Here is a 26,969-nt window from a genome sequence, read left to right as displayed (position 1 = left end):
CGGACGGGATACCGCCGGAGGGGCGTACAGTGCTCCCCGCAAGTTTTCCGGAACGGGGACGTGGCCTGGAAAAACGCCGTTCCTATTGCAGTTTCTCCCGCCGCATGATCTCGGAGAGCACCAGGTAAAGGTCCGTCTTGTTGACGACGCCCAGGAGGAGGTCGTTGTTCGGGTTCACCAGCGCCAGGGATTCCGCGCAGTGGGGGCGGGAGAAGATGCCCAGGGCTTCCGGAAGGTGCATGTCCGCGGGCAGGGTGGGCATGTCGCTGCGCAGCACGTCCATGGCCAGGACGGCCTGGGCCAGCTCCTTGTTGCGGGCGAAGGCCGCCACGTCCTCCGCCACTACGCTGCCCAGGTACTTGCCCGCGGGGGAGGTGACAAAGATGGGCTGGGCCGGGTTTTTAATGAGCATGGAGGCGATGGTTCCGAATTTGTCCAAGGGGTGGACCACGGGCGGGTCCTTGCGGGCCACGTCCTGAAGCTGCACCTGGGCCAGGGGCTTGTCAAAGGTGCTTCTGGGGCCGAAAGCCAGGGAGTCATGGTACATGGACTGGGCCTTCGTCAGCCGCGCCATGCCGTAGGAGACCAGAACGCCGATAATCAGGGGGAACATCATGTGCCCGGCCATGGTGAATTCCACCACCAGCACCAGGGAGGTGATGGGGGCGTTGGCCGCCGTGGTGAAGAAGGCGGCCATGCCCACCAGGGAATAGGCGATGGCATGGTCCCCCGGCACGCCGAGCTGGGTGAGCGCCGTACTGAACAGAAAGCCGCACACGCTGCCGATGGTGAGGCTGGGCGTCAGCGCGCCCCCCACCGTACCTACGCCAAAGACGATGGCGACGGTGAATATTTTCAGGAACAGCAGGATGCCCGCCCGCGTGGCGTCAAATTCATAATGAATGAGGGAGGTGATGATGTTTTTGCCGTTGCCCACGATTTCCGGGTAGAAAATGGCAATGACGCCCACCAGCATTCCTGCGGCCATCAGGCGCACGGGCAGCCACTGGCGTTTCCCGTTCAGGTACTGGCGGGATTTTTTAAGGATCAGGAGCCAGAAACTGGCTACCAGGGAGGCCAGCGCGCCCAGCAGGACGCACCAGAGCACATGCTGGTTGCCCGTCAGGGAAACTTCCTGCTGGAGCTGGTAGATGGGGGCCGGTTCATGGAACAGGCCCATCGTAAAGTATCCCGCGCAGCTCGCCACCAGCAGGGGGGCCAGAAAGTCAATGGTCAGCGCGCCCAGCACGATTTCACTGATGAACAGGCCGCCGGCCAGGGGCGTATGGAAGGCGGAGGACATGCCGGAGGCCGCGGCGCAGGCTACAACCAGGCGCAGGCGCGGCGCGGAGAGGTGGAAGAAGCGCCCCAGGGCGGACCCCACTACGGCGGCGGCCTGCACCAGCGGGCCTTCACGGCCGATGGAGGCGCCGGAGCCTACGGAGAAAACGGCGGACAGGGAGCGCAGCAGGCTGGGCTTGGGGGGGACGTAGCCATTGCCCAGGGCCACGGCTTCCATGTATTCCGTGGCCTTGGCCGGGACAAAGCGGTGCGTGAAGAGAAGGGTAAGGCCGGCCAGCAGGCCGCCCGCCGCCGGGACGAAGATGCACCACGCCCAGTCCTCACGGGCCATTTCCTGAAAGACCTGGATCTGCTTGTAGCTGGTGCGGCCCGTCAGGAGGTCCTGCACCAGCTCCACTCCCCATTCAAAGACAAGGGCCGTCAGCGCGCCCAGCGCGCCTACGACGACGGCCCAGATGAAGATGACCTGCTTGTCCCCCAGCTTGACTTTTTCACGCAGGCTCAGCGCCATGCGGAGCCATGACCAGGAGATGTGCGTTTTTGCCGCAGGCTCGTTCTTCTTGTCCGTCATTGCAGGGCGTGTTGAAGGGACGCCAGCAGGCTGGCTTCATCTCCCGTCCATTCCCCGTTGGGGCCCAGAGGAGCGTTTTTATGCCACCGCAGCAGCTTCTGCATGGTGGTCAGGTAGCCGGTCACCATGGCGGTGGGAACGCCCAGCATGACGATGAGATGGGCGTGGCGGGCGTCGTCCGGCCAGAGGATGCCTTCCGGGCTGAGGCCCACGGTAACCTGCATGGAATCCAGGGCGCTGGTGCGTCCGTGGGGGACAGCCAGCCCGTGGTCCAGGTAGGTGGTTTGCGTTTCCTCGCGCAGGAGGACGGCATTCTTGATATGCCTTAGCTGGCGTTCGTCAAGGACTTCCGCCATGGAATCCGTCAAGGTTTCCAGAGCCTGTTCCTGAGTGGTTGAGGGCTGGAACGTGCGTACGTGAATTTGAAGATTGTCTGCCACCGGATCTGCTAAAGGCTTTTGACTTTTAATTCTATGAAGGGAACCCTGATTATCAAGGAAATTCTGGTCTGCGGACGGGGAAGGGCGCTTTCCCGGAGAATTGGGGGCGGGGAAAATGGGGGAGGCCCTTTCAGGCGTGGCCGTTTTGCCCCAAGCGTGGTGCAACGGCCTCTTTTTAGGCTTTCTCTTCCGCGGGAATGAAGCTACCCTGCCGCCATGATGCAGGATTCAGAGGTCATCAAACTCGTCAAACCCGTTCCGTCCGACCGCCTGGCCACCCAGGTGCTGGTGATGTGGTATAATACGGTGCGCCCCAGGTGGAAGAAGCCCTTGGACTTATCCATTACCGCCTTCTTCGTGCTGATGACGCTGTACTCCTTTTCCCTGCGTCCGCTGCCCATCTTTGCGTGGCTCTCCCTTGCCGGGGCGCTGATGGCGATCATCCTGTCCTGGTTCTACGTTCCCTTTCTGGCGAAGGCCGCTCTGGCCGCCAACAAGAAGGTGCCCATGTACCACCAGGAGAAGGATTACGTTTTTCATGAGGATTACCTGACCTTTTCCAGCAAGGGCGTTGAGCCCATGAACATTCCCTATGACCGCTTCACCACCCTGTGCAGGACGCGCCACGCCCTGCTGTTCCTGTTTGGAAAAAAGCTGGTGCTGTGGCTGCCGATTCAGCTCATGAGCAAGGAAGAGCTGGCAAGCATCCTGAGCAGGTTCCGGAACCACGGCGTGGAAGTGCGGGATATTTCCTGAGGCGGCAAGCCGTTCATGGCTGTTCCGGAACAGTCGCAAATTTGCCGTTTCCGCGCCTTTTTTATTGAGCGCGGGGTCAAAACGGGTAGGGTATTTCCATGTCACGTTACCATGGAGAACAGGTTCTGGTGGTGCCCCGCGCCGCCTTTGAGGAGGCGGGGTATTTCCAGGGCCACCGGGAAGGCGGAGAAAAGTATCTGAATGCATTCATGAAGCCGGGAGTGTCCTCCTTCATGGACCGGGAAGCGGCGGAAAACGACCCTTCCCACAAGCAGATCATCGCCTACGCCATTTTCTGCCACCAGGGCCGCATTCTGCATTACACGCGCGGCGGCTCCGGCGGGGAGGCCCGCCTGCATGACAAGGGCTCCATCGGCATCGGCGGCCATATCAACCCGGTGGACCGCCAGTCCGGCCATGACGACGTTTCAACCTACCTGGCCGGAGTGGAGCGTGAAATCCGGGAGGAACTGGTCATTGACGGCGGCTGCACCCAGCGGGTGCTCGGCGTGATCAATGACGATTCCAATGATGTGGGCGCCGTGCATCTGGGAATCGTCCACCTGTTTGAGCTGGATACGGACCAGGTGCGCGCGAATGAAGCCGCTCTGGCCAATCTCCGCTTTGTGGCTCCGGAGGAATTGTCCGGGAACCTGTTTGACAAGCTGGAAACCTGGTCCCAGCTTGCGCTGGAATTGTTTAAAAACCGGGAATCCTGAGGGTTCCCGCCTCATGGAGAGCCGGAGAGGGCGGCAATGCCCCCCTCCCATGCCGGCCATGGCTGTCAACAGGAAGCCCCCGCAGGCGTTGTGCCGCGGAGGCTTCCCTCGTCCATCAGGGCCTGAAGAAAACAAAGGGCCCGTTAATGGAACATTTTTCTGCGCCGCCGCCACAGCAGGGCGGCCAGCCCGGCCAAACCCAGGGAGGCGCTGCCCGGTTCCGGAACCTGGGCGAAAACCATGGCGGAATTGGCCTGGGGGTCCGTGGACATGGCCGCATCATGCAGAACGCCGTTATTCAGGAATTTGATGTTGTCCAGACTGGTGGGAATTTCCGTCAGGGAAAGCGCATAATTGCTGGCGCCCGTGATGTCCACGATGACCATGTCCGCGGTAAGCCCCTGAAGCGTGAAGGAGGCATGTTCCCCCAGAATGAGCGTGGTCAGGCCGGAAACCCCGTTCAGGACCAGGCCGCTTCCGGCCTCAATGGTCACGGTGAGAGCTCCGCCCAGGGAATCCAGCGCGGTATTGGCATGGTTGACCACGGAAACATGCGTGAAATCCGTCAGGGATGCCCGGAAATGGTCCACAGTCACGTGGTCCAGCACCAGGGTTCTGGTGCCGCTCACATTCGTTCCGCCGCTGATGGTGCCGGCATACTTGTCAAAACCGTACGCGGTGGTGCCGGAAGAAAGGTCCTGGATGCGCACGACGGAGTTCCCCGTAACCGTGCCGCCGGAGCCGCCTCCGGAGATGCTTCCCCAGGCGTTCCCGTTGTGGAGCGTGGCGGAATTCCCGGACACGGTGACGGACGTATTCCCCTGCACGCTCCCGCCGGAACCCCCGGCGTAAATGTTCCCCCTGACCGTGCCGCCTGTAACGCGCACATTGCTTCCCTGCAGGATGGCGCCTCCCTTGCCCGCGCCGTAAACGGAGCCGCTGATGATGCCGCCCGTAACGGTGGCGTTGGATCCGCCGGAAATGGAGCCTGTCAGGCCGCCGCCCATCACGTCCCCGTTGACGGTTCCTCCGTTCATGTAAACGCTGGCGGCTCCGCCAATGGTTGTGGCGGCGTTTTTGGCATTGGCATAGATACCGCCCATGATCTGGCTGGAGAAGGTGCCGGAGTTAACCACAATATCCACATTTCCCTTGATGTCCGCGGCATAGGAGCCCACCACGGAGGAGGCATTCGCACTGGTGAAGGTGCCGAAGGCGGCGTTTTCCGCGGAGAATTCCAGATAGACATTTCCCGTGACGCCGGCGCTGTTCACGGCGCCGAAGACGGTGCTCCCGCCCGTGGCGGCGTCCGTGAAGCGCAGGCCGGCGTTTCCGTTAAGCGTGCCGGAGGCTCCATGGGCTGCGTACCAGGAGGAAGCCTGTCCCTCGTTGGCGACAGTCAGCCGGACGTCTCCCGTATAATTGCCGCTGTTGGCATAAATATACGTGGCGTTTCCGGAGGCGATCGTGACGCCCACGGAGTTTCCGGCGGTACCGGCGGAGGAATCCGCCGCGGCGCGCGCATTGAAGGTGCCGGAACAGTTCTGGTTGGAGGCGGTGTGGGTGAAACCCGTTTCCGGCCAGGTAATATTGCCTTCCGGAGCGCCTCCGGCGCCGCTGTTGTCCGCTCCGGCGGAGATGAAGGCGTTTTCCTCATTGGCCAGGCCGGAGGAAGAGGGAGCATAGGACCCCGTCCCGTCCATGGACAGGTCCTTCAGGATGGCGCTGCCGCTGCCGTCATACCGGATGGTGACGCCGTTGCAGCCGGAACCGGAGGTGACGGAAAGCGCCTCCCCGATCAGCATGTCACCCAGCCAGACATAATAGCCGCCTTTCAGCCCTTCCAGTTCATTGCCCGTGACGTACGCCAGGCGCAGGTTGTCCGTATTGGCGGACATGTCCAGGGAATACAGGATGGCATCCCCCCATTTGATATAAGCCTCATTAATGTTGAGCGTGCCGTAAAAGGAGCCGTTCCCCAGGCTTACGCTGAACTGGTCCGTGGTGTTCCAGCCGTTTGCCTCACCGTCGCCCAGAACCAGATTGAAATCAAAGGTAAAGCCGTTTTTCAGGCTGGTCCCCTCCGTCCATGTCCGGGAAATGGAGCTTGTTCCCGCCTGGCCCAGGCTGATGCCTTCCGCGCCCACGGCAACGTTGGAGAGGGAAAACCCCGCATTCGCCAGATCCTGCACTCCGGACCATGCGGGCATTCCTCCGCCCTGGTGGAAATTGACGGCCATTTCCCCGGCGTCACGGCGCAGTTGTCCGGCGGAGCGGCCCGCATAGCCCAGGGCTTTGGCGATGTTGCCCGCCATGAGCAGGTCTCCCTGGGCGTTGGGATGGAGTCCGTCTGCCGCGGGATTGTTGAACATGGACTGCACGCCGTAGAACGGCGTGGAGGAGGCCACGTCAATGAGGCCCCTGTTGACGTCAACAACCGTGACGCCCGGTTTGGACTGCCCCCAGGATTTCAGGGAGGCGTTGTAAGTCTCCACCGCCTGGTGGGTGGCGTCCGAATTGCCGTTGGAATGCTGGGTCCAGCAGGGAATGGTGAGAACGATGACATTCGCATCGCTGTTGGCGGCGTGCATGGTGTCCACGATGGCGTCCATGTCTCCCAGAAGATCCCGGGTAACGGTGTCAATGCGGTCGCCCAGGGTGGCATTGTTCCCGTCAGACAGAAGATCGTTGGTGCCGATCATCAGGAAAAAAGTATCCGGAGTATCCGTTCCCGTGAAAGTCTGCCCCTGGTAGGCTGCACCGTTTGCCTTGGTATCTGAAAGTCCCAGCCAGTTGGAGATGTTGGAGCCGTCAAACCTGCTCCCGTTTTTCCTGCCGGATATTTCCCAGGCCCTTGCGCTTGCCTGGGAAGAATGTTCGTTATTGAAGGACTGCCCTCCATAGGACGTTCCGGGCGTAACCCCTCCGGAATAATTTCCGGTTTTCACGCCTTCCGCGTTGCAGGAAATGCCGTTGTCCGCAAATATCTTGTGAAGGGCCCAGCGGTAGGAGCCGCCGTTCATGCCGTGGGTGATGGAATCCCCCACATACATGACGTTTCCCAGGTCCGTTCCGGCAGGGGCGCCGGTGGCGGAGGGGATGGCCGCCAGCAGGAAGGCGAGCAGGGAGAGGGGGAGCCTGGTTTTCATGAAGGCAAATAAAGAATAGTAAACGAGTGTTTGAAAAAGGGTAAATGAAAACGGCCATCCCTGAATGGAGCGGGATGGCCGTGCCGGGGAAAAAGGCTAGGCCCTGCGGCGGCGGATCATCAGCATGCCCAGGCCCAGGATACCGAGAGAGGCGGCAGCCGGTTCCGGAACGGCGCTCAGGGCGTATTCCTTCATCTGGTCTTCCGTCAACGCCCCCAGGTACAGGTCAAAGTTGTCCAGAGTGTATTCCCCCGTGACGCTGTCCGGGGCGCTCCAGGTGCTTCCGGAAGCGTCCTTGGCGGAGAAATTGATCTGGTTCATGGAGACGCTGCCGAATTTGACGCCGGAGCCGCTGAGGGAGGCAAGGGTGGCCAGCGTGGAGGTATCATTGCCCAGCATGGCGGAAATGGTGACATTCCCGTCATTGTAAGTATAGAACAGGGTAAGGGGCTGGTCAGGGGAATAACCGGAAAGCGTCTGCGTTTTCCAGGGGGAGGAAGCAGCAGTCCCCCCATTGTAGTTAAAGCCTCCCGCGCACAGGGTGAGGTCTCCGGAGTCTGTGAGCCGAAAGCCTATTCCTTCCAGATTCTTGTAATTGGAGGTGGTGTTATAGGTAAACAGCAGGCCTGTATCCGTTCCCGGAGTGACGGACAGGTTGGAAACAGTCAGCGCCATCGTCCACGGGGTGGCGCCGCTGCCGGTATGCACGGGCACCGTGGCGGGAGAGGAAACATTCAGCGTATCTCCATTGCTTCCGTCATAGATGGTGTAATCCTTTGAATAAACTGGATCCAGGTCATTGATGGAAGCGCCGAAGGACAGACTGCCTCCCAGCACGGCGAGCAGGAGGGACAGGTATTTGGTCTTCATATTGATTGCTGTAGCAAGGTTAGGGAAATATTCTCGCGCAAGAGAACGTCCGTTTTTTTATCGGATTCCTAATCCGTTTGTACCTCCACCCCGTACAAGCATGGATAAAGGCCAGAGAATCATGCTGAAAGGGATGGTGATGAAAAGACCAGTTCCTTGAAATCCTGATGAAAATCAATATTTTATGATAAACAATGCATTCAACGTTAATATTTTTAATTGTTGGCGGATTAGGAATCCGGCAGGACGTTGAAAATCAGTCGTAAAAGCAGGAGCAGCATCGGCTTGTTGGTAATGATGGAATAGAAAAACCAGAGATTATTAATTCCTGAAAAACACAGCGGAATTTTCTACCGGCATGTTGATGGTGAACGAATTTGATTTGAACCATTCCCAAATTGCTTCCGCTCTCCGGAACCCGGGCATAAAAGGGAAGCCGGGAGAGATTCCATGCCTTCCGGATCATGAGGCGGCGCAGGTAAGAGGATAACCCGTTGAGCTTTCCGTTCCAGCCTCATGAATCCCTTCCGCCGGCACAGGGAAAGCGTGCAGGGAGGGGGGGCGGATTGAAGGTCTTCCGTTTTCCGCTGCACGGAAAGCAAATTCCCCGGCAAGTTGTACTTGCCGGGGAATGAAAAAAACACTCAAGGAAACTCCCGATTTGAAGGGAGCCGTGTTTTTTATCGCTTGGGCGGGCCGTCCATGATAGCCTTGTGGCTCATGTTCCAGCCGCCGCCCAGGGCCGTGTACAGGGAAACCAGCGTGCTGGCGTGCTGATAGTAGTACTGGGAAAGCTGAATCTGTGCGGGATACAGGTTCTGCTGGGCGTACAGCACTTCAATGTAGTTGGAAAGGCCCGTGCGGTAGCGTTCAAAGGAGAGCGTCACGGCCGTATGGTAGGCTTCCACGGCTTCGGACTGGGTGGACGTGATTACGCGGAGCTTGGCCCGCTGGATCAGCGTGCTGGAGACTTCCGCCAGGGCGTTCAGCACCGTCTGTTCATAGTCGTTGCTGGCTGCCAGGAATTCGGCCTTGGCCGCTTTCTCGGAGGCCGTCAGCTTGCCCGCCTGGAAGAGAGGGCCGGTCAGGTTGGCTCCCAGGCCCCAGCCGCCGCGGCGTCCCTGCACGTGGCTCAGGTCGGCGGAGGCGAGGCCGCCCGCCGCCGTCAGGGAGATGGTCGGGAAGTAGTTGGCAATGGCTACGCCCACTTCCGCATTGGCCGCACGCAACTGGTATTCCTTCTGGCGCACGTCCGGCCTTCTGGACAGGATGTAGGCGGGAATGCCGGCGGGAACCTGGATGTTATAGGCAATGTCCCGAAGGCTGCCGGAACGGCGGATATGGCCGGGAGTACGCCCGGCCAGCACGGAAACGGTGTTTTCCAGATTGGCGATCTGGGCTTGGATGGCGGGAATCTGGGCCTGGGAGGAGGAGAGCGCCGCCTTGGCGGAGGCCACCTGGAGCCTGTCTCCCACCTGGCCTTCAAGCTGTTCGTCAAACAGCCGGAGGGATTCGGAATAGGACTCCACGGATTTTTGCACGATGGCAAGCTGCTCGTCCAATTGGAGAAGCTGGAGGTAGGAATCCGCCACCTGGCGGAGCAGGGAGAGCATGAGCGCGCGCTGGCCTTCTTCGGAAGCCAGGTAATCCGCACGGGCCGCTTCCGTCATCCGGCGCGTCCTGCCCCAGATGTCCAGTTCCCAGGAGATGCCGCCGTCAATCGTGCCGGGCGTCAGGGTATTGCCGCCGGTCTGGATGATGTTGCCGTTGGTGTAGTTGGCCCCCTTGCTCAGGGTGCCGGAATAATCAGCCCACGGGAAGAGCGGGGCTTCCGTGATGGTGATGTACTGGCGGGCCTTTTCCACACGGGCCATGGTGGCCTTCAGGTCGCGGTTATTATTGTAGGTATCTGTCAGGAGGTCCTGAAGGTCCTTATTCTTGAAGACTTTCCACCAGGGCAGGTCCGCAATGGACTCCGTAGCCGCGGGGGCTCCTCTGAACGCCGTGGGCATGGGCATGTCCACCGGCTTGAAGTCGGGGCCCATCATGCAGGAGGAAGCCGTGATGGCCGTCCCCAGCAGAATGGCGCGCGTGATGTATTGATTCGGTCGCATAATGGCGTTTTGTCTGTTTTTAAATGGTTTCAGGGCTGTTTTATCCTTTCAGGGATTCGTGGGCCTCATGGAACAGGTGCTTGCGGGCAATGATTTCATCCGGATCCTCCGTTTCCACGGTCTTCCGGGCGATGCGGACGCGGAAGAGTTTCATGATGAAGTAGAAGGAACAGGGAATCAGGAACACGCCCACGACCGTCGCCATCGTCATCCCGGCAATCACCACAATCCCGATGATATTGCGGGAGTAGGCGCCGGAGCCGGAGGCCAGAGCCAGCGGAACGCACCCCAGGATGAAGGCGAAGGAGGTCATCAGGATGGGACGCAGGCGGATTCTTGCCGCGGAAAGCGTGGCTTCCATCAGCGTCTTGCCGCGTTCCATTTCAATGACGGCGAATTCTACGATCAGAATGGCGTTTTTAGCCGCCAGGCCGATGAGCATCACCAGGCCGATCTGCGCGTACAGGTTCAGTTCATAACCGAACCAGTACAGGCCCAGGAACGCCCCCAGCGCCGCAATGGGCACCGTCATGAAGATGCTGAGCGGCAGGGACCACCGTTCATACAGGGCAGCCAGGATCAGGAAGACGAAGATGGAGGAGAGCATGAAGATCTGCACGATGCCGATGCCGTTCTGAATCTTCTGTTCCTGATAGCTCATGTCCGCATAGCTGTAGCCCATGTCTGTGGGCATGCTGGCTTCAAAGGTCTGTTCCAGCGCCTCCATAGCCTGGGAGTTGGAGTAGCCCTGGGCCGGGGTGACCATCAGCTTGGAGGAATTGTACAGGTTCTGGCGCAGCAGGAATTCCGGCCCCTTGATGTCCGTGATCTTCACGAGGGTGGAGAGGGGGACGGAGCTGCCCGAGTCGTTCTTCACATAGAAGTTCTTGAGCATGTCCGTTCCGGTGCGGTCGCTGCCCTGCGCCTGGATGTACACCTGCCATTGCTGGCCGTACAGGGTGATGTAGTTGATGAACAGGGAGCCCATGTAGGCCTGGAGCAGGTTGTTGGCTTCACTGATGCTGACGCCCAGCGTGGCGCACTTTTCTTCATCCAGCCGCACGTCCTTCTGTTCCACGGCGAAGGACATCACGCTGCGCACGCCGCCGTTTTTCTGCGGGTCGAAGATCGGGAGCTTGCTTGCTTCCTTGACAAAGATGTCCGTCTGTTCAGCCAGGTATTCCGTGCCCTTGCCGTCGCGGTCTTCCAGCATGAAGGTGACGCCGTTGGCGGAACCCACCCCTGCGATGGCCGGGGGCTGGAAGCACATGGTGATGCCTTCGGAAACCTTGGTGCTCAGCAGCCCGTTGAGCTGGGCGGTGACCGCCTTGGCGCTCTGGTCCGGATTGGGGCGTTCCTCCCATGGCTTGAGCATGACGAAGAAGAAGGCGTTGTTCGTGCTCTGCACCCCGGTCAGCAGGCTGAACCCGGAGATGGCGATCACGTCTTTCACGTTCGGATTCTGGCGGATGAGGTCGGAGACCTTGTCCGAGGCGGCCGTCGTCAACTGCAGGGAGCGGGCTTCCGGCATGATGAGGGCCGCGAACAGGTAGCCCTGGTCTTCGTCCGGCAGGAAGCCGTTGGGGATTTGCTTGGCTACGGGCAGGATGGCGTACGCGATCAGGGCCAGGAGCGGAATGGAGATGATGAGCTTGCGGGTCAGGAAGTGGCACACCTTGGTGTACCCGCTGGCCGTGGCGTCATAACCGCGGTTGAAAATGCGGTAGAAGAATTTCAGCGGGCCTCTCTTGTTTGGGTCCTTGGGCTTCAGCAGGATGGCGGAGAGGGCCGGGGAAAGCGTCAGCGCGTTGAACGCGGAGATCAGCATGGAAATGGCAATGGTGACGGCGAACTGCTGGAACAGCGTGCCCGTAATGCCCGGCAGGAGCAGGGAGGGGAGGAACACCGCCGCCAGCACCAGGGCAATGGCGATGACGGGGCCGGACACTTCCTCCATGGCGGCGAAGGCCGCCTGGCGTGGAGTCAGCCCGCGTTCCATGTGGGATTCCACGGCTTCCACCACCACAATGGCGTCATCCACCACCAGGCCGATGGCCAGCACCATGCCCATCAGACAGATGGTGTTCAGGGTGAAGCCCAGAAGCGGGAACAGCGCAAAGGTGGCGATGATGGAGACCGGCACGGCAATGGCCGGAATCAGCGTGGCGCGCCAGCCCTGGAGGAAGACGAATACCACCAGCACCACCAGCAGCAGGGCTTCCACCAGCGTGTGCTCGATTTCCTCAATGGAAGCGCGCACGGCCAGCGTGGTGTCCAGCGTCAGGTTGTATTCCATCCCGGCGGGGAAGCTGCGGGCGCGGTCTTCAAAAAGCCTGACCAGGGCGTCCACCGTATTGATGGCGTTGGAGCCGGGGGCGGCGTACACGGCGATGGCGCCGGAATCCCTGCCGTTGTACTTACTGGATACGTTGTAGGTCTGGGAACCCAGTTCCACCTTGGCGATGTCTTTCAGGTAAAGGAGCTTGTTCCCGTCCGCGCGGATGATGATGTTTCCGAATTCTTCCGCCGTCTGGAGGCGCCCCTTGGTCTGGATGCTGTACGTGAATTCCGTTCCGGGAGGGGCCGGCTCCGCGCCGATCTGGCCGCCGGGAATCACGGTGTTCTGCGCCCGGATGGCGGACTGGACTTCTCCCACGGAGATGTTCTGCGCGGCCATCTTCGTGGTGTCCAGCCAGATGCGCATGGCGTAGCGTCCTGCGCCGAACACCTGCACGTCACCCACGCCGGGAACGCGTTTCACGGGGTCCACCAGGCTCACGTACGCGTAGTTGCTCAGGAAGATGGCGTTCAGGCTGTCGTCCGGAGAAAACAGGTTGATCACGGCCAGCGGGCTGCCGGTGGACTGGGTGATGGTGATGCCCATCTGGGACACTTCCGCGGGAATCTGCGCGGTGGCCTGCCCGTAGCGCATGTAGGCCAGCGTCTGGTCCATGTTGGGGTCCGTGCCCACTTCAAAGACGATGCTCAGGGAGCAGATGCCGTTGTTGGCATTGGTGGAGGTCATGTAGTCCATCCCGATGACGCCGGAAATGGACTGTTCAATGGGGGAAGCCACGGAATTGGCCACCGTCTCCGCATTGGCGCCCGGATAGGTCGCCTGCATCTTGATGGTGGGCGGAACGATGTTCGGGTACTGCTCCACGGGGAGCCCCATCAGGGCCAGGCCGCCGAGCAGGATCATCACGATCGAGATGACGATGGCGATGGTCGGGTGTTTGATGAAGAAGCTGGACATGGTGTTAAATCATGAAAGTGCGCGGGAAAGGCGGGGAAGGGGTACGGGACTTCCCCGGAAAGGGGTGGTTATTTGGCGGCCGGCTGGGCTTCGTCATGCTTCATGCCTTCAGGCGTCTTGGCCTTCTCAAAGGACTGGGCGCCCACGGAAGGAAGAACGGGCTGGGAAACCACGGGCTTGTAGGGCAGGGGCTTCACGGGCTCCTGTCCCTGGACCTTGGCCGCCTGCATGATTCCTTCCACCACGATGGGGCTGTCCTTCGTGAAGGTGGAGTGCGGCATGGGAACGATGTTGACCACCTGCATGCCGTCGACGACGGGGCCGAGGTTCACCACCTGCATGTGGGGGATGTTCTTGTCATCCAGGTAAATGATGAACTTGGCGCTCTGGGCGGCCAGGATGGCGCGCGGGGGCACCAGCGTGGCGTTTTCCAGCGTCTTCACCGTGGCGCGGACGCGGACGAACATGCCGGGCCGCAGCGTCAGGTTCGGGTTGGGGATGTGGCCCACGATGTTGATCGTGCCGGTCTGGGCGTCCACATTTCTGTCAATGGCTACGGGCTCGCCCTGCATGGGGAATTCCGTCCCGTTGGCCAGGATCACGTCAAACTTGAGGTGCTTCTGCTTGGTCAGGTTGCTGTCCATGGAGTTCAGGAAATCCTGTTCACTCACGGAGAAGTCCACGCGGATGGGGTCAATGGCGGAAATGGTGGTCAGCGGGTTGGGGCTGGAGGGCGTCAGCAGGTTGCCGATGGAAGGGGTAGCCAGGCCCGCCAGGCCGGAAATGGGGGCCGTGATGGTGGTGAATTTAAGATTGATTTTCGCTTCATCCACCTGGGCCTTTGCCGTGGCTATGGCGGCTTCCGTCTCCTGGACCTGCTGCAGGGCGTCGTCCAGCTGCTTGCGGCTGACGGAACCGGTCTTCACCAGCGGCGTGTAGCGGTCCACGTCCAGCTTGTACTTCTTCAGCGTGGCTTCATATTGTTCCAGGCGCCCCTGGGCCTGGTCCAGCGTTGCCTGGAACGGGCGGGGGTCAATCTGGAAAAGTACCTGGCCTTTCTTGACGTAGGCGCCGTCCTTGTAATCCTTGGAAAGAAGGTATCCGGTCACCTGGGAGCGGATTTCAGCATCTTCCGTGCCGCGCAGGGTACCCACCCATTCCTGCCTGATGGGAACATCCTTGGTCACCAGCTTGGTTACCTGCACTTCGGGAACGAGCGACGGCATCTGGCCTGCGGCGTCCTTTTTTCCTTCACAGGACGTTAAAATCATCACCGGAGAGCACAGGAGCAGGGTTGTGGCGGCAATCGTCAAAGGCTTGTTGTACATAAATGAAATGCGGTTGGTTGCAACTGGTGCCGGAAGATGCGGCAGAGCAGGCGAATTTTGCTTCTTTTTCTCATAAAGTCAACGCAAAGATGTGTTCTGCTATTCGTGAAATATCCGTAACATGTGCATATTGAACGGATAATTTAATTGAACAAATGTATAATATGTTGACTGCGGAATGTGCCTGCCGCGGCAGCCGCTTTCCGGGCGTCTGCACGCCTGCGGTCAGGAGGACAGCCGCCTTTTGCGGAGCATGGCGTCCATGGACGGTTTCCTGCCCATGAACTCGGTGAACTGCTGCATGGGCGGGACCGTATATCCTTTCTCCAGAATGGCTTTCCGGAATTTTCCTGCGGTCTCCCGGTCCGGTCCTCCCGCGCGTTCAAAGGCTTCAAAAATGTCCTTGTCCAGCACTTCCGCCCAGCGGTACGCAAAGTAAAAGGAGGCATAGCCCGCGGGAGAGGAAAACAAATGACGGGCCGTGCGCAGCTTGCCGGTACGTTTGAAATCCTTGAAATAATCCATATCTCCGGCTACGGCGGCGTCCACGCCGTCAAGGGGGCCGGCGGCGAAGCGTTCCGGCTCCAGATGCACGGCCAGGTCCGTTTTAGCGTACAGGAGCTGTCCCGCCAGGGTGATGGCGGGCGTGTTGCCGCGGGAAGCATCCAGGGCGCGCAACATATCCTCCGGAATGGGGAGCCCCGTTTTCTCATGGCGCGCGAAGCTTTTCAGCACGTCCGGATGCCAGCACCAGTTTTCCATGAACTGGGAGGGGACTTCCACAAAATCCCTCGGCACGCTGGTGCCGGCCAGGGAGGGGATGGAAACCCTGGTGAACATCAGGTGGAGCAAATGGCCGAATTCATGGAACAAAATCCTGGCTTCCTGATGGGAAAGAAGCGGTGCGGCGTCTCCCGCAGGCGGCTGGATATTGAGGCAGACCATGCCCAGTCGGGGCTTGCCCGGGTTCTCCCGCGTGGCCGGGCTCCCCGTATCCAGGGCGTTCATCCATGCTCCGGCCCTTTTGCTGCTGCGGGAAAAAAGGTCCAGGTAAAAAGACCCCAGGCGGTTGCCCTTTTCATCATCTATGGTGAAGAAACGGACGTCCGGATTCCAGAGCTCCACGGCTCCGGCGCCCTTCCCGGCGGGAACCTCCGCCACCCGGATGCCGTACAACTGTTCTGCCAGGGAAAACAGGCCTTTCATGACACGGGGGAGGGGGAAGTAACGGCGCAGTTCTTCCGGGTCCAGCCGGAACTGCTCCTTTGCCTGAAGACTGGCGTAATACGCCACGTCCCAGGGATTCAGGCGGGCGTTTTCCTGTTCCGTAAGACGGGCCTTCAGGCGGCGCAGGGTTTCCATTTCACGGAAAAAGGGGGCTTTTACCTTGTCCAGCAGCTCATTCACGAACTTCATGGCGTTCTCTCCGTTCCCCGCCATGCTCTCCCGCAGGGCGTAAGCCGGATACGTTCCATACCCGCACAAATGCGCCTTTTCAGCGCGCAGGGCAAGAATATCGCGGATGACCGGCTCCGTGTCACAGGCCCCCGTGGCGACGGTCTGGAAATGCTCCCACAGCTCCTTCCGGCATTCCTCACAGCTCGCCTTCTCCATCACGCGGGCCGCGGCCGCGGAATCCAGGGTAAAGGTCCAGCCCGGGCCGGAGTGGCCGGGATTCCGTTTTTTGAACTCATCCTGCGCCTGTTGAAGAGCTGTCCGGTCTATCCCTTCCAGCAGGGAGGCGTCCTGCACCGTCCATGACCACGCTTTCCGCGCATCCATGTACAGGTTGTTGAAACGCTGGGTAGCGAGGGCAAGTTCCCGGTCAATGGCTTCAAGCCGGGCGCGCCGGTCCGGGGGAAGGTCTGCCCCGTTGTCCCGGAAGCTTTGCATGGTGAGCTCCATGTACCGTTTCTGTTCAAGGTCCAGGTTAGCCGTCCGCAGCCGGGATTCCGCGGTTTTCAGGACGTTCCACAGGGCCTGGTTCTTGGTGATGGAGGAAAGGAAGGCGGAGACGCGGGGAGCGGCGGAATCCATGGCCTTGCGGAGTTCCGCGCTGTCGCACAGGCTTTTCAGGACGTAAGCCTTGCGCATGCCTTCCAGCAGGGGGGCATTGCTGTCTTCCAGCGCCCGGAAGGTATTATCATAAGTCATCTCTTCCGGCTGGAGGCGGCTGATCCGGTCCACGGCGGCTTGCGTGAGGCGCATGGCTTCCCGGATATCCGGTTCCAGGCGGTCGGGCGTCAGAAGGCTCCAGCGGATGGGGCGGGAATTGTCCAGAAAAGGATGGCCGGAGGAAGACGCCGGAAAGGGCAGGGAACAGGAAAGAAAAAGAATCAGGGGGAAAAAATAATGCCGCAGAGACCGCATGGGGGTATCCTAACGGAAGCGCCGCACTCCTTCAAGCTTCATGCTTTTCGTGTCTGCATCAGGGAAAAAACCGGGCCCCGGTCTTGAATGGAACCGTATTTGCATGTATGAACAAAGGCGATGTCCACCAAAATCTTTCTCTACGACACCACGCTGCGCGACGGCGCACAGAGTGAAGACGTCAATCTGAGCGCGACGGACAAGGTCCGCATTGCCCGGCAGCTGGATTATCTGGGTATGGACTACATTGAGGGGGGGTGGCCCGGCGCCAACCCGGTGGAGACGGAATTTTTCAAGGCCATGAAGGACGTGGAACTCAGGAACGCGAAGCTGGCCGCCTTCGGCAGCACGCACCATCCCGCCCACACTCCGGAGACGGACCCCACGCTGAACGCCCTGGTTTCCAGCGGCGCCCGGGTGGCCGCCATCTTCGGCAAATCCTGCCCCCGCCATGTGGAAGTGGCGCTGGGCATCTCCCGGGAGCGGAATCTGGAAATCATCGGCAATTCCATCTCCTACCTTAAAAAGAATCTGGAAGAAGCCTTTTTTGATGCGGAGCACTTTTTTGACGGTTTTAAGCGAGACCCGGAATACGCCCTGGCCGTGCTCCGCGCCGCCCATGAGCACGGGGCGGACTGCCTGGTCCTGTGTGATACCAACGGAGGCGCCATGCCGGAGGAAATCGGCGCCATCATCCGGACGGTCCGTGAACGCCTGCCGCAGGCCTCCCTGGGCATCCACGCCCACAATGACTGTGAACTGGCTGTCGCCAACAGCCTGGCCGCCGTCAGAAACGGGGCCATTCAGGTGCAGGGGACTGTGAACGGCATCGGGGAGCGCTGCGGAAACGCCAACCTGTGCTCCGTCATTCCCAACCTTCAGGTGAAGATGGAAGGCTTTTCCTGCCTCAGCGACGCCTCGCTGACGCGGCTCAAATCCACCGCCGCGTTCGTTTCGGAAGTCTCCAACCTGGCTCCCTTCCGCCGGCAGCCCTTTGTGGGGAACGCCGCCTTCGCCCACAAGGGGGGCGTGCACGTGAGCGCCATCATGAAGGACGCCGCCCTGTACGAGCACATTGACCCCTCCCTCGTGGGGAACGCTCAGCGCGTGCTGATGACGGAGCAGGGTGGCAAAAGCAACATCCTTTCCCTGTCCCGCACCCTGGGATTTGAGCTGGAAAAGGGAGACCCTGTTCTGGACGTGCTTTCCGCCGCCGTGAAAAAGAACGCCGCGCTGGGGTACGACTATGTGGCCGCTCCGGCCAGCGCGGAACTGCTCTTCCTGCGGCACATGCCGGACAGCGCCCTGAAGCCGTACTTCAACATCCTGCGCACCGTGGTTCTTACCTCCCGCCATGAAATGGACCCGGACATGATGGTGGAAGCCTCCCTCAAGCTGGACGTCCACGGCAACGTGGAACATACCGCCGCCGGCGGCTTCGGCCCCGTGCATGCGCTGGACCGCGCCTTGCGCCGCGCCCTGACGCGCTGGTACCCGGAACTGGAGCAAATGCACCTGATCGACTACAAGGTGCGCGTGCTCTCCCCCACCCGGACGAACATTCCGGACGCGGCGGAAGAAAACGGTACCGGCTCCAATGTCCGCGTTCTCATTGAATCCTCGGACGGCGTCGCTACCTGGACTACGGTGGGCGTCTCCTACAACATCATTGAGGCCAGCCTGGAAGCCCTGGCGGACGCCGTCACGTACAAGCTCTACAAGACGGAGCAGGCCAGATGGCGCGCGGAATGCTGATGGACGGCGCGTCCTCCAGGGAGCTGAAAGCCGTTTTGATATTGGTGCTTGGATAAATTCTTTGAAAGATTTTCCGTATTAAGGAGGCTGTCTCTTTTCCATAAACGAGGTAAGAATTTCTCCCATGGAAAAGAGTGAAAAGGTTATTAGAAAGAAGTAATTACATTGTTTTCTATTGTTTCCGTTATGGAAGATAATATGTTATTTCTAGACATATAGTTACATCTTCTTATCCAATAAATATCATAGAAAGAATCAAATGAAAGCGATGAACAGCCTCCTGCACTGGCGCGTTTAGGTACTCAACCGGCCGAATACTTCACCAACATCAGCCGAGGATGCAGGGAATTGAGGATTCATTCATTCAGTTCTATGAATGCCATAAACGGCCTTAAGAGTTGGAAAGACCTGCCCTCCATGCATAAGACATCCTCAAACAACATCGCTCTAAGCTAACCAAGCCTTCTGGAGTGGTTGCTCCATACTTGCAAAAGAATACTGTCATATTGAACAGCTCTTGAAACTGGATAAACATATATAAGGTTTACTAACCTGTCGTTCATTTTAAGGTTCTTTATCTGCTTAGATATATTCTTATTCGCCATAAAACTATTTCAGAATTATTTACTTTAATCTTGCTCCGACCAACATTCTTCTGTAGCTGTCATTCAAATACCATCGGCAGAAAAGAAAAACGACGTTACAAGATTATTCTATATAATTCCGAACTATTTTAACGTAGTTTTTTCATCAACATTTTAAATACGCCCTTCACAGCCAGGTAAATATAAAAAATAAATGTATGAATAAACCCCCATGAGCATCCATAGTCCAAAATTAAAGGAATTCCCGCGATGTCATTAAGACTTTTATAAGCCGGCAGGGAAAATGCTATGCAGATGCTCACACCTCCTACCAGAGGAATCCATGATGCATTAGTCTTTCTTAAGATATATCTTTTGATAAAAATAATCCAATTATAAATGATAACTAAAGTCCCTATGAGAATTAGAAACCAAAATAATGATTGATATATTATATTGTAAATCATAGTTAACATTAGTTTTTTGGAGGGGTGTAAATTCTTTGTTTAGCAGGAAGAAGCCGTTTGAAGAATCCATCAAGTCCTTTACCAGTAGGACATGAAAGAGAGCTTTTAGGAACCACATAGCTTCTTACGTTCCATACAGGTGCAAATAGATTTTTCAAACCTGGCTGCCATTTTCCGGACCACATATAATTCCATACGGTTGGAGTGCCTTCCATTACCCATGAATTTGGGGTTAGATCCGATCCCCATCGTGAGACTGTTGTCACTTCAATCTCAGTAGATTCAACTAATACTTTTGGGCAACATTTTGTCGCCGGCGTAGTAAAAGCCTTAGCTCCTAAAGCTACTTCTGCACCAGCAGCAATGCTATTTGCCGCTTCCGTTGGAACTCCTACAGATTCAGCGCCTTGAACTATGGCTTTATAAGTCATTGTCGAATCAAATTCGCCGGTAATAATCACACGAATACCTGTACTTGCCACATCACTCCCATGGACAAACAGAACTACTCCTCCAGCTGTTGTTACAGGTTCGGGGGTAAAAATGCCAATTGCTCCTGCAGTTGCTTCAAATCCTCCTCCAACTACTTGTAATACCCCTGTTGCTCTATTGACCACCTTGTATTCTCTGTCTATTTTTTTAACTTTTTCAACAGTCAGTGTTGCTGTACGCTTAGTTCCCTGCCATACTAAATTGGCATTGTGTTTGGTGCCATCTATCCACCACTGTAAATCACGGCCAAGATAATCTTGGTTTTTAATTCCATTATTTTTAACAAAAACAAACAAATTTTCACCTGCTTCTTCTGTAAGTGGATCACGGCTAATCCATCTTCCATCGAGTGGGTTGAGATGGCGGTAATTATAATAAATTAGACCCATTTCTTCGTCCATATACTCACAAGAGAAACGGAATTTATTATTTTGAGCTATTTTCCCATGAGCTGTCAGAGTGTCTCCAAAGGGTGCATACTCATAGCGGCCTCTTCTCTCTGCATCATCTCCAAAGATAGAAGTGACATTCTTGAGCACATCATGCATGAAGTAGAGATGCTCGTCTTGTTTTGCTGCATTCTTCCATTGCGTCATCAATATGCGCGTGGCTGTTGGTTCGGTGGGATCCCACAGATAGCTCTTTTCCAACATGGGCTGGGAGTGCATTAGACCCAGCTGGGCTATTTGCAGGTAGTCACGGTATAGGTAATAAAGGTGGCTGACGGTACTTCCGTTGATAGTCACTTTTTTGCTGAAACGACGTCCCATATAGTCATAATCGCAGGCAATAATGGTACGTCCATCTTTACTGGTAAACCGGACAGGACGATCATGGGCGTCGTAAGAAACATTCCAGATTCCCGTTGAAGTTTTGATCGTGATCTGATTGCCGTCGGCATCATAGACGGGGTCAAAAAATTGTTGTTCCGGAGTGGAGGAGGAAGAGTTGAGAGGGGAGTTAATGATGTTTGTGTATTGATTAAGAGGATTGACTCTGTAGGAGATTTCTTTTTGCAGTTCACGGGCAGTTTTACGGTTGCCGATGTTGTCGTAGGAGTATATAAAGCTTCCTCCTCTGCTGGTACGGTCTTTGACCAGCTCGCTGCGGTCATTGTAGGTAAAATCTCGAATTGTTGCCAGTAAGTCTTTATCCCAAGAGTCCTGTCGTTGGGTGGGGCGCATCAGACCATCATAGTTGTACTCATGGAAGGCCGCTAATTCACCATCTGCTCCCTTCTTGTAACCGATGGCGGTCACGAGATTTAGTTCGGGATGATAGGTGTTTTGGCGGACCATGCCGTTGGGGTAAGTAAGATGGTTAAGAAAGCCGCTGGTTGGATCATACTGCCACGTGAAAGGAGACTCCAGGCCTTCCAGATTCATCCCGATGATGGCACCTTTGGAGTCATAGTCAAGATGGGAGTACTGGATGGTTTGGGTTCCGAGCATCAGGCGATAGCCTTCCGAACGTCCCATGGCATCGTATTCTTCCTGGAGGCAGCTCTCTACTGTCCCAAAGGAAGTCTCTTGGGTCATGCGGCCGTAATTGTCATAAGAAAGTTCCTTTAATCCAGAGGCGTCCCGGATGGAGGTTATTTGTCCCAGGTGGTTATAAGTAAACTCCCATCCAGCAGTAGCATCATTATGATAGACGGAGACGAGTTCCCCGGTGAGAGGAGCATAGGCGTAGGTGGTAACGACCCCTCTCGCCTTGGTCAGCGTCTCTAGACGGTTGAGGCCGTCGTAGGTTTTGGAGATACAGGACCCGTCGGCATAGGTCTTGTTCAATTCCAACCCCGTAGCTTCGTCATAGAGCCAGGTGGTGGTATCCCCGTCGGTACGGCCGGAAGGATCGGTGGTAATGTCGCCTTCGTCTACTCGGAAGGTAGTCAACGTTACCATATGATCGGCTTCGTCGTAAGTGAAACAGGCCGGCTGGATGGCAGTGCCGTACGCGGCAGTTTTTCTGCCGCGTACGTCGTAGGAATAGCAGGCAGTACCTCCCCGGGCATCGGTGATGCGGGCCACGGCATCGCAGCAAGGCTGGTACCTGGTGGCCGTCAGATTGCCGGCTGCGTCCGTACTTTTGACGGGACGTCCGGCAAGGTCGGTTTCAATCGTCGTGATATTGCCTCTGGAGTCGGTCTGTTTTAGAATCATGCCCGCGGAAGTGTAGGACCGGTTCTGTGAAGAATGAATGCCTGCGTGGCTGGTTTGACTAACGGTGAATCCGTCAATGATGCGAGTTTCGGCTACTACACTGGAAGTGGGTATGCTGCTAAATTGTGTGCGTTGGGTAGCAGTAGTGTATTCCGTCCAGTGGATGCTCCGTTGTCCGTAGATATCCGTCGCGATCGTTTTCTCTTCCAAAATGGGACTTAGCTGCGAAACCATATTTTCTATGTGTTGAATAAGGGGCAGTCCTTGTTCATTGTGATTAGTAGATGTCTCTATTTGATAAATACCGTCTTCGCCAGCTCGATAGTATGTGATACTTTTCGAGATTTGATTTTTAGTAGGATCATCTGGATAAAGCTCGTCTAGAAGAGTGGCCTGCTTCAAAGGGATTCCAAGCTCACTGTAAGTAATAACGGTGGGCGCCATATTATCTATTTGGATACGTGTAAGCTGTCTTTTGTCATTATAAGTATTCTTAGTAGCGATGAATTTCCCAAGACTATTTGGTTGTTCTTTCCGTATAGGTTGGTTGAAACCATTAGTTAAAGAGCGGGAGAGAATTACCCCTTTGGATAGGGTGGTGGTCAGGATACCTTCCCCGGTTAGTTCCAGTCGGGTCTCCGTTTCGCGCTGGCCGGTTCCTCCTTGCCAGAGAATAGTGCCATCGTAGTGCTTTCTGGTAATCAAAGTGGCTCCGGAAGGAGTAATCACAGTAGTAGTGAGCCGATCCTCACTATAATGGGTCCGTGTCACACGTCCCAATATGTCTGTAGAAGAAACGACCGTTCCATGATCGTCATACTCTGTCCTTTCCACTGTAGTCATGGGCCCCACGTCGCGGCGCGTGGCAATCGTCCTTCCCGCCGCATCATAGCTGTAGGAAGTAATTGTTTCTGGAGTGGTCTCAGTAGCTGAGCGGATGGTCTCCACCAGCTGCTTGGCTGAATTGTAGCCGTAGCTGGTTGTGATGCCGTCTTCGTCGGTTTCCCTCAACGGCCCGCAGCACATCCATTCCGTCGTGCTGCTTCTGCCGTTGCCTTTGGTGGCCTTGATCAAGTTGAGTTCCGCATCATATTCGTAGTCTTCCGATGAGACCAGAGACCATTCTTTCCCGGTATGAACATACTGTTCGTTTCTGGTGGCCGTACCGTTTTCAGCGATGTATTGCACATTTCTAGTACTTTGTCCCGGAATGATGCTTCCATTGGCCTGAATGGTAGTTGTTAATTTGTGGATGGCCCGGTAGTCCGTAGTGGCTTCATAACTGTAGACGGTCTGCACGCCAGCGATACCCTGAAGAAGTTTCTTTCTCCCCCGGGCATAGGGGTATTCGGCTTCTTCCCCATAAGTCTCCTCCACGCGCGTATGGACCTGGTCGGAGCCCAAAGCGGTTTCTCTCACCGTAGTGCGGTTGACTTGCGGTGTATCTTCATACGTGTAGGTGCGCTTAAGAAGCTCCGTTTCTTCCCCGTTTTCGGCAATGACCACTTCGGTTTCCGTGGCGGGTCTGAAGTCGTTAAAGCGCAGGTCGGCATATGTCGTGCGAGTTCCCTTTTCACCTCCTCCCGCCCAAGGAGTAGCTTCCAGCGTCACCCGCCCCTGCTCGTCATACTCATAGCGCGTATAACCGCCGTCGGGCTTAAGTTCCAGAGACACCCGGAACTGGTCGTTGTAGGTGTAAAGCGTTGTTTGTTGGCTGGGGGTATTATAGCCTTCCGTCCGGCTCAAGGTCAGCCAGCCTCCCTCGGTATTCTTCTTGACCGTCCGGGTACAGGAAGAAGGAGTTTTCTCATTGATCCTGCGTTTATTCTCAATCATTTCCCACTTCCCGTCAGGCAGTAAGTTTCTTTCTATCGTATGTATGAGTCGCTCGTCACCCTCGCCTTGAATGATGGTTACATGGCTGCCCTCTACTCTCCGCTCCGTATGGAAGATAGGCATGCCTTCCCTCTGCTCGGCGATGTGCATCACGTTGACTCCATTTTCTACACTCGTCTGATACCTGATCGTTTTATAAGGAGTTCCAGTTCCAATAAAGCTACCGGATATCTTCTGTACCTGATCTGGAGTATACCATTGAAGGATAAGTCGGTCGTCTTCCGGTACGGCTTGAAGAAGGCCCTCGTACTGGGACCAGATGCTTTGCACGGCTCCGGTGGCTGGATGGCGGTTGACCTGGAGTTTTTGAGCATAGTCCTCCGCCGTGGTTTCTACGCCGCAAGAAGAGATTAAAGAGACGACCTTTCCGGTGGCGGCCGAGAAACGCAGGATGCGTCCGTTGCTCTGGACCATGTCCAGATAGGTAGGTTCCCCCTCGGTACAGGGGGATTTGTCTTCGTTAAGCAGCCGGACTCTGTAATTAAGCTTGCGGGAATTTCCGGAAACGGGAGCCTCTGCACTGCCTCCAACCACCTGGAAGGAGATGGAACTGCCCGTGGGCCGTTTAACGGAGATCTGTCCGGTTGCGGAATTGCAGGAGGCGGTCCACTCCAGGGGATGCTTGTAGCGAATCCCAATACAACCCTTAGATAGGGAGCGGAAGCTGAAGGAGGCAAAAAAGTTGGTGTTGCCGCCTCCCGAACCTTCCCCGTCCACCTCGAGCATGCCCTGGCAATCATCGGCTTCATCAGGATTGCCGCCGAAGGGATGGCTACCGGCAGAATTTGCTCCTCCATTCTTGTCGCAACTGGTTTGATCAGTTTCTTCGTCACATTCACAGGAACAGGGGCATGGACATCCCTCCTCTTCCGGGGCACTGGAAGAGGAGGAAAGAGAACTGGAACTGCTGGAGGAAGAGGAACTGGAGCTCGAAGAACTCGATGAACTTGACGAGGACCAGGAAGAACTGCTTGACGAGGAGGAGCTGGAGCTGCTTGAGGAACTCGAAGAAGAAGAACTCGAACTGCTGGAGGACGACGAACTGGAAGAAGAACTGCTGGAACTGCTCGAGGAAGAGCTGGAAGACGGAGCGCTGCTGGAGGAAGTTGGTGTCTCAGGCACCAAGGAACTGCTGTGGAAACTGGAAGACGACCAGCTGCTGGAGGAAGATGAGGAAGAACTGGAGCTGCTGGATAGAGATGAACTGGAAGAAGAATCCGGAAGCTCGGGAACCCAAGAACTCTGCTGGGAGCTGGAAGACGAGCTGCTGGAGGAGGAGGAGCTGGAGGAGGAGGAGCTGGAGGAGGAGGAGCTGGAGGAGGAGGAGCTGGAGGAGGAGGAGCTGGAGGAGGAGGAGCTGGAGGAGGAGGAGCTGGAGGAGCTGGAGGAGGAGGAGCTGGAACTGCTGGAAGAAGAACTGGAGCTGCTGCTTGACTTGGGGTCAAACTCAAAGGAATCTCCTCCCCCTGCCGAGGAACTGCTAGACGAGTTCCCTTCCTCTTCTTCCTGGTACAGGTTGACCAGCGTCAGCACCGTCTCTCCCTGCTTGCCGGGAGGCATCGTCTCCTCTGAAAGGTAATAGTCCAGGTCGGGCTCTCCTTGCTTGTCGCTTACCAGGGCAATGCAGAACTCGGCTTCCGACCCCAAGGAAGGCTGGTATTGATGGACGATGTGGCACCAGTAATAACCCTGTTCGAAATGAAGCTGGCGGCAGAGAGGGGTGGAAGAGCCGGCCTCCGTGGCAAGTTCCAGCTCCTTGGCGGGGATGGAAAGGGAAATGGAGGAGCGGGCGTGAAGGTGGAGAAAACAGGTGGCGGGAGCCATGACCTTGAGGTATCCGAACCATTCGTGGCGGGTGGGGGAGGAAGCGGTCCGTTTGGGGACGAGGACGGGAGCGGAGAGGCCGTTGACCAGGAAGTTGCCCTGGGGCTGTCCGTTGGGGTACATGGGAATGAAGGGGTAGACGGTGTCCATGGCACCGATATTGAAAGTGTTGTTCATGGTAATGAAATGATGTTTGTTCAATGGTTGCCCCTACCATGAAACAAAAACTACCAGTGTAAACACGCCGCGAACGTTATCTCTAAATATTAAAGTTTATGGGGGAAAATTTGACTCTTTTTCAATCACTTCCGATCGAAATTTGGATATTTGAAAAGAGGTATAAATGAGGAAACATGGTGAATAAAAGAGGGAGATAAAAATTTGTTGAAAGAGAAAACCCGGGATTTCATGGCAATAAATCATTGACCCGCCAGCGGGGAAGCTCTATCCTGAAAGCCTCATTTAACCGGAGGAAGATTACAGCCGTGGAGGACGATATTATTTGCACAGAAAAAATCATTGCGGAACGCAAGACGTTCTTTCTTGATCTCAAACAGAATGCGCGCGGCAAAGTGGTGCGTATTACGGAAAAGGTGAGTTCCAACCGGGACCGGATCATGGTTCCCGCGGAAATTCTGGATGATTTCATCGCCGCTCTCCAGGATATCCGGGAAACGCTGAAACAGCAGGGGGAATAAATCCCCCTGTCTTTTTTCTTCTTTTTAACGCTGGCGGGGCTGTGGTTGTCCCGCTTTTTCGCGGTATCCGGATGGCTGGGAATCCGGCAGGCAAAAAGTCGTATTGTCTGAATTAGGCGTTGTCAAAAATAAAAAAGGGAGTATTTTTGCTTCCCGGTTTTGCCGTCCCCCTATCTCTGTATTCCGGCGCATGCTGCGTTCCGGAGGCACGGGGGC

General features: G+C 56.7%; 15 protein-coding genes. 6 read left to right on the top strand and 9 right to left on the bottom strand.

Translation table 11 applies throughout. The annotated features are described in order from the left end of the window. Positions 1 to 82: 82 nt before the first annotated feature. Together HHJ06_RS04210 and HHJ06_RS11840 are read right to left on the bottom strand one after the other, a co-directional pair. The gene (locus HHJ06_RS04210) at positions 83 to 1,873 is read right to left on the bottom strand and encodes a chloride channel protein (RefSeq protein ID WP_215427880.1); all 1,791 of its coding nucleotides are present in this window, start codon (positions 1,871 to 1,873) and stop codon (positions 83 to 85) included. Beyond that, positions 1,870 to 2,313, bottom strand: a complete 444-nt coding sequence (locus HHJ06_RS11840) for a PTS sugar transporter subunit IIA (RefSeq protein ID WP_215427878.1) — start codon at positions 2,311 to 2,313, stop codon at positions 1,870 to 1,872. The genes HHJ06_RS04210 and HHJ06_RS11840 overlap by 4 nt, the downstream gene beginning before the upstream one ends. A gap of 216 nt (positions 2,314 to 2,529) precedes the next feature. Here HHJ06_RS11840 and HHJ06_RS04200 point away from each other — a divergent pair, with 216 nt between their 5' ends. Both HHJ06_RS04200 and HHJ06_RS04195 read left to right on the top strand, forming a co-directional pair. Next, positions 2,530 to 3,069, top strand: coding sequence for a hypothetical protein (locus HHJ06_RS04200; RefSeq protein WP_215427876.1), 540 nt, complete (start codon positions 2,530 to 2,532; stop codon positions 3,067 to 3,069). Positions 3,070 to 3,167: 98 nt separating this feature from the next. Further along, positions 3,168 to 3,788, top strand: a complete 621-nt coding sequence (locus HHJ06_RS04195; protein ID WP_215427874.1) for a hypothetical protein — start codon at positions 3,168 to 3,170, stop codon at positions 3,786 to 3,788. 143 nt (positions 3,789 to 3,931) lie between these two features. On the opposite strand, the gene HHJ06_RS04190 is transcribed toward HHJ06_RS04195, so the two are convergent. The 6 genes from HHJ06_RS04190 to HHJ06_RS04165 all read right to left on the bottom strand — a co-directional run bounded on the left by HHJ06_RS04190 (position 3,932) and on the right by HHJ06_RS04165 (position 16,875). Continuing rightward, positions 3,932 to 6,937: a GDSL-type esterase/lipase family protein gene (locus HHJ06_RS04190; protein WP_215428014.1), complete on the bottom strand. Its 3,006-nt coding sequence runs from the start codon at positions 6,935 to 6,937 to the stop codon at positions 3,932 to 3,934. A gap of 96 nt (positions 6,938 to 7,033) precedes the next feature. After that, positions 7,034 to 7,807 (bottom strand): hypothetical protein, encoded by a 774-nt coding sequence (locus HHJ06_RS04185; protein WP_215427872.1) that lies wholly within the window; start codon positions 7,805 to 7,807, stop codon positions 7,034 to 7,036. A 680-nt stretch (positions 7,808 to 8,487) separates the two neighbouring features. After that, complete coding sequence (locus HHJ06_RS04180; RefSeq protein ID WP_215427870.1) at positions 8,488 to 9,921, bottom strand: efflux transporter outer membrane subunit; 1,434 nt, start codon at positions 9,919 to 9,921, stop codon at positions 8,488 to 8,490. Positions 9,922 to 9,961: 40 nt separating this feature from the next. Further along, positions 9,962 to 13,177: an efflux RND transporter permease subunit gene (locus HHJ06_RS04175; RefSeq protein ID WP_215427868.1), complete on the bottom strand. Its 3,216-nt coding sequence runs from the start codon at positions 13,175 to 13,177 to the stop codon at positions 9,962 to 9,964. A 68-nt stretch (positions 13,178 to 13,245) separates the two neighbouring features. Next, on the bottom strand, positions 13,246 to 14,505 hold the full coding sequence (locus tag HHJ06_RS04170) for an efflux RND transporter periplasmic adaptor subunit (protein ID WP_215427866.1): 1,260 nt from the start codon (positions 14,503 to 14,505) through the stop codon (positions 13,246 to 13,248). A 225-nt stretch (positions 14,506 to 14,730) separates the two neighbouring features. Beyond that, positions 14,731 to 16,875, bottom strand: coding sequence for a M3 family metallopeptidase (locus HHJ06_RS04165; RefSeq protein WP_215427864.1), 2,145 nt, complete (start codon positions 16,873 to 16,875; stop codon positions 14,731 to 14,733). 120 nt (positions 16,876 to 16,995) lie between these two features. On the opposite strand from HHJ06_RS04165, the gene cimA reads away from it, so the two are divergent. Next, a complete protein-coding gene (gene cimA / locus HHJ06_RS04160) occupies positions 16,996 to 18,630 on the top strand; it encodes a citramalate synthase (protein WP_215427862.1) in 1,635 nt (544 codons plus the stop codon). Between the two features lie 1,059 nt (positions 18,631 to 19,689). Here cimA and HHJ06_RS04155 read toward each other — a convergent pair. Continuing rightward, a complete protein-coding gene (locus tag HHJ06_RS04155) occupies positions 19,690 to 24,957 on the bottom strand; it encodes an RHS repeat domain-containing protein (protein WP_251841408.1) in 5,268 nt (1,755 codons plus the stop codon). Between the two features lie 125 nt (positions 24,958 to 25,082). Here HHJ06_RS04155 and HHJ06_RS04150 point away from each other — a divergent pair, with 125 nt between their 5' ends. The 3 genes from HHJ06_RS04150 (at position 25,083) to HHJ06_RS04140 (ending at position 26,753) form a co-directional block, all read left to right on the top strand. Next, the gene (locus HHJ06_RS04150) at positions 25,083 to 25,715 is read left to right on the top strand and encodes a hypothetical protein (RefSeq protein ID WP_215428018.1); all 633 of its coding nucleotides are present in this window, start codon (positions 25,083 to 25,085) and stop codon (positions 25,713 to 25,715) included. 178 nt (positions 25,716 to 25,893) lie between these two features. Beyond that, positions 25,894 to 26,274 carry a hypothetical protein gene (locus HHJ06_RS04145; protein WP_215427858.1) on the top strand — a complete coding sequence of 127 codons (381 nt, stop codon included), beginning with the start codon at positions 25,894 to 25,896 and terminating at the stop codon, positions 26,272 to 26,274. Between the two features lie 266 nt (positions 26,275 to 26,540). Beyond that, the gene (locus HHJ06_RS04140; protein ID WP_012421062.1) at positions 26,541 to 26,753 is read left to right on the top strand and encodes a DNA/RNA-binding protein; all 213 of its coding nucleotides are present in this window, start codon (positions 26,541 to 26,543) and stop codon (positions 26,751 to 26,753) included. Positions 26,754 to 26,969 lie beyond the last annotated feature (216 nt).

The sequence above is a fragment of the Akkermansia muciniphila genome, assembly GCF_018709685.1.
In the GTDB taxonomy this organism is placed as follows: Bacteria; Verrucomicrobiota; Verrucomicrobiia; order Verrucomicrobiales; family Akkermansiaceae; genus Akkermansia; species Akkermansia muciniphila_E.
Note: the sequence above shows the minus strand (reverse complement) of the source record. Positions and strands in the feature narration are given on the sequence as shown.